Source organism: Methylobacter sp. sgz302048 (assembly GCF_052162025.1).
Taxonomy (GTDB): domain Bacteria; phylum Pseudomonadota; class Gammaproteobacteria; order Methylococcales; family Methylomonadaceae; genus Methylobacter.
The window spans coordinates 3,155,192-3,169,641 of sequence record NZ_CP197401.1 but is presented as its reverse complement, the minus strand read 5'-3'; the positions used below and the strand labels follow the sequence as shown (position 1 = coordinate 3,169,641).

Genomic DNA, 14,450 nt, shown 5'->3' with positions numbered 1-14,450 from the left:
GCTTAAGTCCGTTCCTCATCCATTACTAAAGGCAGTTCATCATCCATCGCCAAAGGCGGAAGCACTTCGGTTTCCGGCTCCTGGTTTCTTCTGAACCACTCCTCGACCGCCTGATAGCCGGGGATTTTTTCAGACAAGCTCTTTTGGTTCGCGTCGATTTGGGTGCTGTAGGCGTAGCCATAATAAGGCGAGTACGATGAGCCTTCCTTCATGTTGTTGATGATAAAGCCGTTCGGTTTGATGCCGACCTGTTGGAAGCGCTTGAAGCTGACTTCCAGCTCTTGCGCCGTATAGCGGCCTTCCTTGACGACCAGGAAGGTGGCGTCGGCGTGCTTGCCCAGAATGGCCGGGTCTGTGGCGCCCAGAATCGGCGGCGAATCGATCACGATATGGTTGTAAAAGCTCTTCAACTGTTCGATGATCTCTTCCAGATTGCCGATCACCAGTAATTCCGCCGGATTCAGGACCGTGTTGCCTTTTGGTATGAAGTCCACGCCGACTTCGGGCAGGCTGATGATGACTTCGCCCAGCGTGGCCCGGCCGGCCAACAGGTCGGAAAGCCCGGGCTGACGGTCGACGGAAAACGCGCTGTGCAGTTTGCCGTTGCGCATGTCGGCGTCGATGACCAATACGCGCTTCTTGATGCTGGCCAGCAGCGCCGACAGGTTGGTGCTGACGAAAGACTTGCCCATGCCGGGCGCCGGGCTGCTGACCATGATGACTTTGCTTTCGCTGTTGGCCAGGGTCGCTTCCAGCGTGGTGCGCAGGCCGCGCAGCGACTCGACGGAAATGTCCTGAGGGTCCTGGCTGGCCAGAATGCCGGGCTCGCGCGCCTTGCCCTGATCGATCAGGCGCGCCAAGCGTTGCTGCTTCTTGCTGTGCGGGATGGCTGCGTACAGAGGCAAGCCCACCTGATATTCCAGCAGGGCCGGATAATTGTCATGGCGCTGCAGGGAATATCTCAGAAATATCGTAGCCGAACCGCCAGTCAGGCCCAGCAGGCCGGCGATGGCCAGTAGCAGGCCGGGTCTGGGCCAGTAGGGTTTTTCCGGCGTGACCGCGTAATCGACGATGCGCGAGTTGCCTAAGGAGCCGGCCGCGGCGATACGCTGTTCCTGCGCGCTGTTCAACAGCGAGGTATAAAGCTCGGTGTTGACCTGTACATCACGAGACAGGCTGACCACGCTCTGCTGCGTGCGGGGCAGATCCTTGATGCGCTTGTTCAGCGCCGCCAGCTTGCCATTGACGTGCTTGATCTGGGTGTTGGTGGCGATCATGTCCGGATGTTCGGATTCCAGACGCTGGCTTTGCTCGTCGTGCTTCTGTCTGAGCTGGATGCCCAGGGTTTCCAGGTCCGAAGCCTGTTTCAGCAGGATTTCAGCTTCGGCGGAAATGTCGACCGCGCCGTGTTTCTGCCGGTAAGCGCTCAGGCTTTGCTCCGCCTTTTCCAGCCGTTCCTTGACGATAGGCAGCTGGCTTTCCAGGAACGCCAGTTTCTGTCCGGCTTCGGCGGACTCCCAGTTGACGGTCGCGTTGACATAAATCGTGGCGATGTCATTGACCGATTTAGCCAGTTGCTCCGGGTCCTTGCCTTTCAGCTCGACGCTCAGGATATCCGTGTCCTTGGAGACTTCCTTGACGGAAAACGCTTTCTGTAAGGTTTCGATGGCTTCCAGCGAAGTTTTGCGGGTCAGATCGAAATGCGCGCCGGGATTGGCTTCAAGCTCGGAAAGCTTGAGGATCACGGGCGTGCTTTCGCCGATATCGGCGCTGATGGACTCGCCGACCGAGCCTTCGGCCAGCGGCTCATCCTTCGGGCCCAGCAGCTGGAAACGGCCCGCTTCCAGCGCGATCAGGGTAAATTCCTTGCCCAGATAGCGATCGGGCACATCAAAGGTGTCGACCTTCAGCTTCTCGCCGCCCCAGGCCCAGCGGCTGAATCCCAGCCAGGGGCTGGCCAGGCCGTCATGTGCGTCATGCTTGCGCGCCAGTGTCTCACCGATGACAGGAAAATAGCGCGGGGAGGCTTGTACGGTCAGGTTGAGATTTTCCACTACTTTGCCCAGCACTGAACGGGAACGCAAGATTTCCACTTCACGCTGCGCATTGGGGCCGTCGGCTTCGGCCGGCGCCTGGTTCTTGTCGCTGTGCAGCGGCGCCGCCAGCAGCGCCTTGTTCTTGTCGATCCGCAGCATCGCGTCCGCCTTGTAAGTGCGCGGCGCCAGCACCAGATAGACCGTCGCTATCAGCAATGCTGACAGGGTAGCCAACAGAATGGTCTTTCTGCCTTCGACCAACAGATCGACATAATCTCGAATACTTACGCTACGTTCTTCAATCCGCGGGAGCGGTTGCGGATTCAGCGGCGGGATTGAGTTAACTTCATTCTGTAAATACATAATCGTTTTTTTCCTGATCGTGTGAAAACAAACTTTTTCCTTCGAATGCCATTACATGCCCATGAAGGCGGCGCGCGACATGACCGAAGTGAAAGATGACGGCAGGATTTGGTTCAGTACGCGTGACCACTGGGTAACGCCTGCCGTGCCTACGAAAACGGTATCATGCGGCTGCAGGGCAAACTGGTCCGCAAGAATCATGGAGTCAGGCGACTCCCCGTTCAATTGGAAGATTTCCGGCTTCATCTCACTGGTGCGGATCACGTAAATCTCTTCCGGACGGGACGAGTTGAAATCAACGCCGTAAGCTTCCGCAATCGCCTGGGCCAGCGTCATCCGTTGGCCGCTGCCGATTTGCAGGGCCTGCTGCCGGCCGACTTCGCCCATGACGAACACTTTGTTGTCTCTAAGGTCGGGGATGTTAAGCACGTCACCGTCCTTGAGCATCAGGTTCTGGTCCATGCCGCCTTTTTCGTACAGTTTCATGACGTCGATCTTATAGAGCTTGCCGCCGCGAGCCAGCGTTACGTTGGCCGTATCGGCTTCCTCGGTCACGCCGCCGGCGCGGCTGATGGCTTCCGCAATGGTCATTGGCGTCTCGTTCATGGACTGGACGCCGGGCGTTTTGACCTGGCCGACGACGGCAGCCCGATGGCTTTGGAATGACAGCACACGGACATCGAGTTTGACTTTCTTGAAGTATCTGGAAAGTCCTTGAGTCAATGACTCGCGCACTTCATCGACGGTTTTTCCGGCCACGGGAATATTGCCCACATAAGGATAATAGAGCGTGCCGTCGTCCTGAACCGTCTTGCCGGCCAGCGTAGGGTCGATTTTCTCACTACCTGGATCGTTCAGCTCCGGATGGTCCCATACGGTGATTTGCAGCCGGTCGTGCGGACCGATCTTGTAAGGCGTTACCGGCGTGCTGTCGGTCGGCAGGCTGTTCATGGACGCCTGCTGCTTCAGGTTTTCTTTCTCGATGATCAGATCCGCGGTAATCGGAATGATCGGCGCTTTTTCCTTGACCAACTTGCCGTTTTTCATGGTCGGCACTTCGATATGCGACAGCGGGCTGTTGGTCTCCATTTCCATGCCCGGCGTCAGGGAACACGCCTGCAACATCAAGACGGGTAACAGAGCAGTTGATCTAAAGAGGGATCTAAACATGGACGTAGGTTTCCTTAATAGGCATTTTTGTTGATGAAGCCGGACACAATCGTGCGCAGCGCAATTTCCAGGTCGAACCAGATCGACCAGTTCTGGATGTAATACAAATCGTGTTCAATGCGGCGGTTCAGGTCGGTATCGCCGCGCCAGCCGTTCACCTGCGCCCAGCCGGTCATGCCCGCCTTGACCATGTGCTTTTTCATGTAGTTCGGCACCTGGTCCTTGAACACTTCCACGAAGTCGGGGCGTTCAGGGCGCGGGCCCACCAGCGACATATCGCCTCTCAGCACATTGATCAGCTGCGGCAATTCGTCCAGGCTGGTTTTGCGCAGGAAGCTGCCGAATCGGGTAGCACGGTTCTCGCCGGCCTTAGCCCAGACCGCGCCGGTTTTGGCTTCAGCGTTTACCGGCATGGAACGGAATTTTAAAATGGTGAACTTGCGGTTGTTCCAGCCGACCCGTACCTGACGGTAAAACACCGGTCCCGGAGAACTCATTTTGACGCCAAGGGCGATCAGCAGCATCAACGGGCTGATCAGCGTCAGGATGATGAATGCGCACAGGCGGTCTTCCAGTTCCTTGATATAGCGGTTGACGCCGTGCAGGGGCGAGACCGATACATCCAGCGTCGGGATGCCGGCCACCGTGTTCAGGCTCAGGAATTTGCTTTGCTTGAAAGCGAAGCAATCGATGACCAGTCGGATGCTGACCGGCAGATGGCGCAGTTCATGCTGTACGCGTTCCGCTTGCGATACGCCTTCCAGCGGGAATGAGACCCACACTTCATCGACGCTCTCCCGCGTGACGATGGCTGCCAGATCGTCCAGCTTGCCGAGGCAGGGCAAAGACTCGTCCGCCGCAATTTGAGCGCCGGACTGATCGTCTATATAACCGATGACCTGCAGGCCCGCCCAAGGGGATTGATTCAACTGGCGGCTGGCCGCAATCGCCATCTGGTTCAAGCCGACCATGACGACCCGACCCTGCGACAGGACATGCGCACGCATCCAGCGCAACAGACGGGAAAACAGGCTGCGGGCAACCAGGACGTATGCCAGTCCCAGTCCGCCCCAGGTGGCGATCCAGCGATAACTGGAACCGAACCAGAATTGCAGACGAACCAAGGCGACAATGGAAATAACGGTTGCCAGGGCAGAGAACCAGGCTCTGACGATGCGGGCGACTTCGCCGCGCATCACGTCATTGTGCCAGGGCCGGTAAACCTGTCCGATTTCGAAAAAAATGATGGCTCCCAAAATGCCAAGCGCGATGACTATGCGGTGATAGGTATCGATGACGAGCTGTCCGTGCCATAAATAGTAGGCAGTCCAGGCGGCGCAAAACAGCATGGCAATGTCGATAAACCTCAGCAATAAGATCGCCGTATGTCCATATTGCTTGAAGAGTCCGTTGAAGATATTTCCAACACTGGGTGGCATATTCGCTAAACCTCTATTTTTTATATGCTTGATAATGATCGGCAGCAACCGCGTGTCCCGAAGGTCAACTTGAGACTGGCGGCATAAGCCGACCGCATTGATTTAGCGTAAAGATTACAGAGGCAAGATGAGAGACAACCGAAGAGTTTGATTAAGATTAGATGAAGATTTTATTAATTTTGGATGAGGAAGAGGGAGGAGGGGGCTGGGCCGCCGCGCTAACCCGGATATTAACAGCCTGACGGGGCATGTTGCCCCGTCAGGGATGTTTGGCGTTGGTCAAATGCGCCATTTGGTCCGAACATCATGGAAATGTTGGGGACGAGATTGCAAACCTCGTCCCGCTGAGGAGCTATTGCCGGCGTCAATTTCCGGTCAGCCGTTCATAATCGGCTCGGGTCAGCACATAGACCGGGCTGGCGGAAACGGGAATGCCTGCGTTTCCGACCGCATCAACCTGAAGCGCCTGGACATGGCCTACCACGTCGACGAGCACCCAGGATTTGCTCGAATCCAGCCTTAGCGGCCAATCGCCGGCTGCCTCATCCGTTCGCCAGATCATCAAGGTCGGGCCGAAGTAGGCCGCCTGAAGGTTGGCGTCTTGAGTATCGAAAGCTTTATAGGGCAGGCCGTCAATCAGGGCGCTGGCCGTATATAAAGCCGCTTCCCCTGGCTTGTGTCCCATGGAATAGTCCCAGAGCCGGCCGTAAGCCAGGTCGTATTCATGCGCTATGCAGAACGCCAGCCCCAGGTAGTCGTTGCGGCTGTTGACCCAGGCAATTATTTTCGCGGCCTGTTCCGCCTGCCAGCGCCGTCCCGTGAAACCGTGCATCGCCTTGGCGCCGGTCTCGCCCAGCCAGAACGGCAGGCTGTTTTTCTTGCCAAGACTGGCGTAAGCGGCCAGCACGCCTCGCTCATCTTCGCTGTCGCCATTGCCGATAGGCCCGCCGAAACGGGGCGGTTTTTGCGGATAGGCGTGCACGTCCCAGGCGTCCTGATACTGATCCAGGCCGAGTTTCAGGACCTCTTTAAACCACTGGCCCGAGCCGTTGCCGTTCATATCGCCCGGCCGGACCAGGCTGCCGCCGACATAATGGGCGTCACTGCGCGCCTTGTGCACCTGTTCGTATTCCCATTTGGCCCGCTGCACCCAGTGCTCGGGACTGCGCAGTTTTTGCCATTCAGCTTCCGGGCGGATGTCGATCTCGTTGGTCGCTTTGAAAAATCGCGTAAACGGCGCTGCCGCGCTGATGAATTTCCGGCCGTCTTCGGGATTGTCGTTGAGCCAGGAACTGTCACCCGAGGAATCGGCGAACAGCGCCAGGCCGCGTTTCTTGGCCTGCTCCCACTTGGCGAGGTACTGCGGATCGAAGCCCGGGTAAGTGCCGTAGCTTTTGTAGATGCCCATCCGCTCCAGCCAAGCGAAATAACCGCCTTCCTGCCCGAAGCTCTTATCGCCGTCGGCCAAAGCATAGTAGTCGTTGTTCCACAGTTTTTTGCTGTCCAGCCTGCGCTTTTGTTCGGTGTTTCCGGCTACGACCGTAAAGCCGTCGGCGGGATAGGCCATGATCAACCGGTCATCGGGCGTATACAGGGCAGGGTAAACCGCGTAATAGCCGGTCTCCGGCGCTTTGCCGAAATCGACTTCGACTTGGCCGGGGAACAGTCCCGCTACGTCTTTCGCCGCAACCTCGTTGCCGCTGTAATCGACCAGGCGCAGGCGCAACGTGGCCTGAAACCGTGGCAGCGGCGCCTGCAACTTGGCTTCCTCCAGGATCGGATGCCAGCGCATATCCACGCGTAGTTTGAGCGGGTCGCCCGGACGAGGCAGATTGGCCGGTGCATCTACGGAGATCAGCGGGCGCAGTTTGGTAGCCATGCTGTTTAGTGCGGGATCGACGGCGGGATCGGTCAGCTGTGTCTTGATCGAATCCAGCGGTCGGCCGGACGTATCGGTAAATTTGCCGGTAAAGGAGAAACGCTGGCCCTGGTCGTGCTGCATCACCAGTTTGACCAGCAGACTGTGCCAGCCCGGCGAAAGGTTCAGTATTGCGACCTGCGGCGCTTCGGGGCGCTCGGATAAAGCGGTCGCCACTAGTCCTTCCGTGGTCAAGCCTTTGAGCAGGTTTTTTACCGTTTCGCCGACTGACGAGAAACCGGACGGAGGGTTAGAGTCGTTGGTTAGTTTGACAGGTTGCCCATCCAGCCAGCCGGCGGTCCGGATGCCGGATTGCTTAAGGTGCAGCAGGGCCTGCGTGGCCTGATCGACGTGCAGATAGAGCTGCGCATAGCCGCTGCCGCGCGACCAGCCGTAGGAATGCCGGGTACTGGGCTCGATAACCGCAGTACCGTCGGATTCCGTAGCGGCAACCTGCCATGTCCGCATTTCCCCGCCCATCATTTGCAGGCTGGGATAGGGCTGATCGGGATTCGGGCGCAGAACAGTCTCGCTATCCAGCCCATAAACCGAAACGCCCGCCAGGCCGTCTTGCAGGCCGCCGACCAGCCACGCTTCGGGCATGCCGCCATGAAGCGGTTTGGGTTCAGCCTTGTTGACCGCGGCAGGCTTGGGCATCACGCCGGCTTTAACCGGGTCGGCAAGGAATTTCGCGGCATCCGCTTCGTTGTTGGGCTGAGCCAGAACACCAAGAATAGTGTAATGATCATCAGTCATTACAACGGCCGGCAGTGCCGGCAGATTCAACTTCTGGGCCAGGGATTCGGCTTCCGGTCCGATCAGATAGGATACCGAGAATTTGCCGTAACTTGGCCGCGCAGCATCGGCAGCCAGACCGCGGAACAAAATCTCATCTTTTTCGCCTTTGCCGTCGAGCACATAGAGATGTTGTTTGGCATTAGGCTCTGTTTTGGTCAGCGCCAGAAAGCGGTTTCTGGCCTGGGCCTGCTCAGGGTTCATCCAGTCCCCAAGCGGCGCTTCCAGCTTGAGCAGGAAAGCGTCGAAGACTTTGGCGCCATCGGCTTTGCCGGAATTGTTGATTTCCAGCCAGCGGTCGCCGGGCAATACGGTAACGGTCGACGGCGATTGCAGCCACTGGTATTCCCAGGGCGAGGTGTTAGTCAGATCAAAGCTGCCGCGTGCAGCCAATTCGTCTGGCTTGGCACCGGCCTTGACTGTGAAATTCTGAGTCACCTGGGAGACTTCACCGCCGCTTTTGTAACGGGCGAAAACCCGATACTGTCCGGGCGTAATCACGGGGTTAAGTTCGAAGCGAAAATTGGCGCCCCAGTCGCCGAAGCCCTGATGGAATACCTGAACTTCGTCCTTTTCAGTCAGCAGCGATCCGGCTCCGGGACCGGGCGTGGCAGTGCCGAGCTGGACTTGCACGGCAGGGTCTTTTTCCACCGATGCGCTTGGTGCCTTGCCTAAATCCAGAAGCACCAGCGGTCTGTCCGCTGTGCCGCTTGCGGGCAGGGGAGGCGAGAGCAGGAAGGCGTCGAAGACCTTGGCGTCATGCCCGGCACCATTATCGCGCACCTCGATAACGGCATCATCCGCCTTGAGAGTTATGGGCGACTCCGCGGCTATCCAGGCATAATCCCAACCCTTGGGCTTCATGGACAGTACGGTGCGCTGTTCCAGCCTGGACTGGTCTGGTCCGGCCCAGATTTCGAAGGACTGCACGCAGACATCGGGCTCGCCGCCCTGCCGCCAGCGCGCCCAGAAAGTATACGGCTTGGCAGGTGCGCCGGGTTTTATCTTGAAGCGGAAGTTGACCTTCCATGTGCCGAAGCCGGGGTGCAGCGAGGTGATTTCATCTTTGTCCGTTTGAATCGAAGCGTCGCCCTCATGACCGGAAACCACTCCTCTGTAGACCTGTACGGCCTTGTTGTCGACGCCGGCCGGTTCACTGCCCAGTTCTAGGAGAAGCGCAGGGTTCTCAGCCGTGCCCGTTATCGATAATCCCGCGAGCCCGGCGGCGCCGGCATTGGATAACCCGGCCGACACAACCAGCATTGCCTGTATTATAAGAAGGAATATTTTCAATGAATTCATGAGGTTAAATGTTTTTTGGCGGGTAAGGCTTGATGCGGCACAAATGAAGCAAAAATTAATCTTGATCGATTAAGCCAATATTAAAGGTTAAATCCTAAGATGAGCTTAAAATTTCACGGAGCCTGGTAAATAAATGTATCATAGTGACCCTATCCGAATCAGGGTTGTATAGAATACTTGGATTTTCAATGCCGGGAACAGGCTTTCGTGCCGCTCTGGTATCTCAAATGGATTATCGGAAAGCAAGGTTACTTTTGACGATCCAACACAACAATCAATGAAAGATTTCAGTTCCTCTTTTATTCAAAAAAACTTCAAAAAACCGGATTTCTCCATCCTATGGAGCGGGTTTGCATCGGTTTGTGCGCGGATGAAATTCAGAAACATCCTGTCGTTAAAATCCCTGATCGTTCTGGGTTTTGTCGTCGCGGTCATTCCTCTTTTCCTGGATGTGATGTATGCGGCTTACGCTATGCGCGACACGGCGACATTGGGCCGGACCATCAATTTCCAGGTCTTCGAGCAGACCAAGACCATCCGTCAGGTTCTGCAGAAAGCTTCCGATATCGAGCGGAAAGCCAGGCTGTTCGTTCTGCTGTCGGACCCGTCCCTGCGCCAGCCTTATGAGCAGCAATCGTATGAAAATGCGCGGGCATCGTTCAAGCAGGGCCTGAATGAATTGCTGAAACTGCATGTGGATAACAAAATCGCCCTGCTGGTCAACGAACTGTCGGAAAAGGAAAACCTGATTTATCAGCAGATCATGGGCGCGGCGGATGAGAATAATCCCGAATTGCCGATCGACGAGGCTTTCCAGGGCTTGCGCGAAGCCTCCAATACCCTTTCGCGCGAATTCGAAAAACATGTCGATCATGAATTCAACGAATTGCGTCAGCAGTCTGAATCCCTTGAACAGGCTCTCTTGGTCAAAGGGGCTGTCTTGCTGCTGATTTCAGTTGTCTTCATCGTGATGCTGCTGGTCGTGCTTTCGCGTTCGATGCGGCAGCTCGATGCCTCCATTCGCCGCCTGGGGTCCGGAAATCTCGCAGAACCCATCCTGGTGACAGGCCCTTCGGATTTGCGCTATCTCGGCAATCGCCTCGAATGGCTGCGCACGCATTTGATGGAACTGGAGGTTTCAAAGCAACAGTTCATGCACAACGTCGCCCGCGAGATCGAGGCGCCGCTGGAGAGCATCCGCGAAGGCGCGCAACGGCTTGCCGACGAGGCGGATGGCGAATCGGACAGGGCGCGGCAGGAGATCGCGCTGACGCTGTGCGCCAACAGTGAAAAGCTGAAAACCGTGTCCGAGGAACTGGTTCGCTACAGCCAGATCAACTCGATGCCGGAAATGAAGCTCAAGAATACTGTCAATATGAAAAGCTTGCTGGAATCCGTCATCGAGGATTTTCAACCCCTTCTGCAGGAAAAATCCATCGCACTGAAGAAGCTGGTCAGGCCGGTCGAGATTTCCGGCGTTCATGAGCAGTTGCAGGGCATTATCGAACAGTTGCTTGACAATGCTGTGAAATACTCGCCTGTAGACGGCGAAATACGCATCATGCTGCGCGATGCGGGCACGCAGATGGAATTGGAAATTGAAGATGAGGGGCCCGGCATCGATCCTGATGAACGCTCGCATGTCTTCGAACCGTTTTATCGCGGCAAGACTGCCCAAAACGGCGACTACGCTCAAGGTCCCGGACTGGGGCTGGCCATGGTCAAGGAATATGTCTCCAACCACCAGGGCAAGGTCGATATTATTGACGCAAGAGAAGATCAACAGGGGGCCCGCGTCCGGGTTCAAATACCGTTAACCGGAGAAGCCTGAGAAAACTATGCTGTTACAACCTATACGATTTATATGCCTGGCGTCAGTCTTGCTGATGACGGGATGCGCCCAGTTTAATCCCGGCTTCGGGGGCGGGTTTTCAAACAATTACAGCGATCCCTATGCCCGGTCCGATTATGAAGAACTGCTTACTTTCGGCGACAACATGGCCCACATGTCGGCCTCATCGCGCGCCGACGTGTGCCGGACATTAGTGCGACGGCAGAAAGGATCGCGCGATCCCGGCATTCAGCTGCACCTTATGGTGGGCCGCCTGCTTTCCGATTCCTGCGGTTCGATTTCTAAAGTGCTGAGAGGGGTGGAGACGGTTCCCCTGACCGACTCTCGTCTGCAGCGATTTGTTTCCATCAATACGGAAGCCTTGAAACGCATGAACAGCGGATCGAGGAGGTCATCCGGTTCTGTGGACAGCAGACCGAAAAAAGCCCAAACCGTGTATGAACCGAATGATTCAAAAGGATCAAGGAAAGATGAAAACCGGCTGTTGCGGGAAAAGCTGGAAGCCATCAGGTCCATGGAAAAGCAAATGGACGAGAGCGAGAGCGCCGACGAAAATTAGTCCGTATGTTTCGCTTTCGATTGGCGGTAGTTATCGCCGTCTCGTTTGGTTTTGTCCTGTTTCTGGGGCTTGTGCTCCATTGGGGTTCCGACCGGGTTGAATTGTATTTTCAGCGTAGCCAGGCCGCGTACGAGACTTTCGATCATTACGAGCAGCTGTCCCAGAAGGCCTATCGCCACTTCAAGCAGCGCATGGACCGGCTGGTGACGGATACGCCAGTTGCGGGCGCCGGCGTGGAATCATCCAAACAGCATCTCTACGAGGCGATGGAGGTGCTCAGGAACACGGCGATAAACACGCAGGCCACCGGGGATTCTGCCGAAGATTGGCAGGACAAACCGGGCGAGCTGGAACGGGTTGCCCGTTTCACCGCTTTCCTGGAAGCCAGCGAATACCGGTTCGATGAAGTTGAAAGGCTGCGCCAACAGGGCAAGCGCGATATGGCGGTGCTGGCGCTATCGAAATTTTCCGAAGAAGAAATCGACGGAAAATTTCAGCCGTTGATCGATGCCGCCATCAACGCCGAACGGGAAAAAGCAGGACAAGCCAGGGAAGAACTGGAAGCGTTGGTTGCCCAATCACGCTGGATCGCCGTTCTGGCGGCAGCGAGCGCGGCGCTGTTCAGCCTCATGTCCGGCGTGCTGCTCTTTCGCGGAGTTAGAAAGCCTATCGAAGCCTTGATGCAAGGCACTGATGAAATAGCCTCGGGCAATCTGTTTCATCGCATTGCCCTCGATACGCGCGATGAATTCGGCTATCTGGCCGCCCACTTCAATAAAATGGCCCAGAAGCTGGAGGTTCAGCAGGAAAAGCTGCAGGAGGGGCGCGCCGTGCTGGAGAAAAAGGTGGCGGAGCGTACCTTCGAACTGCATCAATTGAATGAAGAATTGAAGCGTATGGATGTCGAGCGGTGCGAGTTTTTGGCCGATATCAGCCATGAATTGCGTACGCCGATTACCGTTATTCGCGGCGAGGCGGAAGTGACGCTGATGGAAGACGAATTGGATACCGAGGAGTATAAGGACGCTTTGCAGCGCATCCTCGAACTGTCCATGCAATTGGGCAAATACGTCAACGATCTGCTGTTTCTTGCCCGCGCCGAATCCGCCAATATGCAATTTGAATGGGACAGGCTGGACCTGGCTGAACTGGTGGCCAGCACTGTAGAGGATTTTCAGGTCATGGCCCAGGAAAATTCGATTTCAGTTTCCCTGGATGCGCCGGCCGAGCCAGTGTGGGTGCACGGAGACAAACAGCGGCTTCGCCAGGTGCTGTTCATTCTGGGTGACAATGCCTGCCGATATTCCAATCCGGGAGGGCACATCGCGGTCGAATTATTCACGGACGGCGATGAGGCATATCTTAGTCTCAGCGATCAGGGCATTGGCATACCCGCCCAGGATCTGGAGCGTATTTTCGACCGCAACTTCCGCAGCAAAAACGCGCTTCATATGCGGGCAGACGGCACCGGCCTGGGCCTGCCCATGGCCAAGTCGATCATTAAGGCGCACGGCGGACGGATCGCCGTAACCAGCGCCGAAAATTCAGGCTCGAAATTCACGATAACGCTGCCGCTGATTTCGGCAGAACAGGACACTGTTGCATGAACGAAAAATACCTTAAACCCGATAGCCTGTCAGGCGCCGGCTACATGCGCGTGCTGCTGGTGGAAGACGATGAGCGTATTGCCGATTTTGTCCGGCGAGGGCTGAAGGCCGAGGGCTTTTCCGTAGAAGTGGCCCGCAGCGGCAAGGAGGCCATCCCGCTGGGAACCGAAGGGCAATTTCAGGTCATCATTCTGGACCGGGGCCTGCCCGATCTTAACGGCCTGGAAATTTGCGAGCGCCTGCGCGGCAATGGCGTCGACACGCCGATTCTGATGCTGACGGCGAGAGATACGGTGCAGGACAAGGTGGCCGGCCTGCGCGCCGGCGCCGACGACTATATGACCAAGCCTTTCGCATTTGAGGAGCTGCTGGCGCGCATCGAAGTGTTGATGCGCCGCCGCGGCGTCGATGTCAAACCGGAAAGCAAGGAATTGCGCATAGCCGATCTGGTCCTGAATATTGAAACCCATGAAGTCAGGCGCGGCGATGCTTTAATCGACCTGACGCCCAAGGAATTTGCCCTGCTGGAATGCTTCATGCGCATGCCGGGCAAGATGCTGAGCCGAACCCGCATTCTGGAACAGGTCTGGGGGTACAGCGCCGATCCGTTGACCAATGTGGTGGATGTGTACATTCGCCAGTTGCGGCGCAAAATCGATGACGACTATGAGCTGAAGCTTCTCAAGACCGTGCGTGGGTTCGGCTATAAAATGGATGCTTCCTGAGCGTTGCTGCAATGATGTGAAGATCGTTAAAGTCTTTATTCTATATTTTTGCGCCTGATCCGACATAAAGGCGAGATAATTGCTCTCATGTATTGGAAGATGTCCAAGTGTGCGTTTCCGCACCGACACTGCCTGATTTTACGGCCAATATTCCGGTTCAAATGCTCCATAAAGGAGGTTAGCGATGAAAGACTCCGTTGATACTTCAGACAGGGTGCGATCCCATACCTTACCAACCATTAATCGTCATATAGACCGAGAGATCGAGGCTAGGGTTCGTCGGTATGTGGCTCGAAGCAGAGAAGACATTACGCGCCGCATATGGGAGCTTGACCGCGAATGGGATATAGAACGCGTGCTGGAAACCAATGCTTCAGCTTTAGCTTTTACCGGTCTTTTCCTCGGCAGAAAATACGACAGGCGCTGGTTCTGGCTTCCCACTATTGTGTTGCCGTTTTTATTTCAGCATGCCGTCCAGGGCTGGTGTCCTCCAGTCCCGATCTTACGCCGGTTGGGCGTTCGCACACGCAAGGAAATCGATCGGGAGAAATACGCCTTGAAGATTTTGCGGGGCGACTTTGAAAAGAGCCATATCGGCGATCGCGCCGAGGCGGCTTTAACTGCGGTAAGAATGTAATCGCAATTTCAAGGCCATGCCGGTGCAATTATAGGCACACCGGCATG

Annotated in this window: 9 protein-coding genes; 5 read left to right on the top strand and 4 right to left on the bottom strand. The window is 56.2% G+C overall.

Going from position 1 to position 14,450, the window contains the following annotated elements; genetic code table 11:
• Positions 1-2: 2 nt before the first annotated feature.
• The 4 genes from ACTNE6_RS14200 to ACTNE6_RS14185 all read right to left on the bottom strand — a co-directional run bounded on the left by ACTNE6_RS14200 (position 3) and on the right by ACTNE6_RS14185 (position 9,023).
• Positions 3-2,399, bottom strand: a complete 2,397-nt coding sequence (locus ACTNE6_RS14200) for a polysaccharide biosynthesis tyrosine autokinase (RefSeq protein ID WP_442497204.1) — start codon at positions 2,397-2,399, stop codon at positions 3-5.
• Positions 2,400-2,450: 51 nt separating this feature from the next.
• Positions 2,451-3,569, bottom strand: a complete 1,119-nt coding sequence (locus tag ACTNE6_RS14195; RefSeq protein WP_194970166.1) for a polysaccharide biosynthesis/export family protein — start codon at positions 3,567-3,569, stop codon at positions 2,451-2,453.
• A gap of 14 nt (positions 3,570-3,583) precedes the next feature.
• Positions 3,584-5,008, bottom strand: coding sequence for an undecaprenyl-phosphate glucose phosphotransferase (locus ACTNE6_RS14190; protein ID WP_442497203.1), 1,425 nt, complete (start codon positions 5,006-5,008; stop codon positions 3,584-3,586).
• A gap of 364 nt (positions 5,009-5,372) precedes the next feature.
• Positions 5,373-9,023, bottom strand: coding sequence for a hypothetical protein (locus tag ACTNE6_RS14185; protein ID WP_442497202.1), 3,651 nt, complete (start codon positions 9,021-9,023; stop codon positions 5,373-5,375).
• 370 nt (positions 9,024-9,393) lie between these two features.
• Here ACTNE6_RS14185 and ACTNE6_RS14180 point away from each other — a divergent pair, with 370 nt between their 5' ends.
• The 5 genes from ACTNE6_RS14180 to ACTNE6_RS14160 all read left to right on the top strand — a co-directional run bounded on the left by ACTNE6_RS14180 (position 9,394) and on the right by ACTNE6_RS14160 (position 14,403).
• On the top strand, positions 9,394-10,854 hold the full coding sequence (locus ACTNE6_RS14180; RefSeq protein WP_442497201.1) for an ATP-binding protein: 1,461 nt from the start codon (positions 9,394-9,396) through the stop codon (positions 10,852-10,854).
• A gap of 7 nt (positions 10,855-10,861) precedes the next feature.
• Positions 10,862-11,434 (top strand): hypothetical protein, encoded by a 573-nt coding sequence (locus ACTNE6_RS14175; protein WP_442497200.1) that lies wholly within the window; start codon positions 10,862-10,864, stop codon positions 11,432-11,434.
• A gap of 5 nt (positions 11,435-11,439) precedes the next feature.
• The gene (locus ACTNE6_RS14170; RefSeq protein ID WP_442497199.1) at positions 11,440-13,041 is read left to right on the top strand and encodes a sensor histidine kinase; all 1,602 of its coding nucleotides are present in this window, start codon (positions 11,440-11,442) and stop codon (positions 13,039-13,041) included.
• Positions 13,038-13,766: a response regulator transcription factor gene (locus ACTNE6_RS14165; RefSeq protein ID WP_442497198.1), complete on the top strand. Its 729-nt coding sequence runs from the start codon at positions 13,038-13,040 to the stop codon at positions 13,764-13,766. Before ACTNE6_RS14170 ends, ACTNE6_RS14165 begins: the two co-directional genes overlap by 4 nt.
• Before the next feature lie 184 nt (positions 13,767-13,950).
• A complete protein-coding gene (locus ACTNE6_RS14160; RefSeq protein ID WP_194970160.1) occupies positions 13,951-14,403 on the top strand; it encodes a hypothetical protein in 453 nt (150 codons plus the stop codon).
• Positions 14,404-14,450 lie beyond the last annotated feature (47 nt).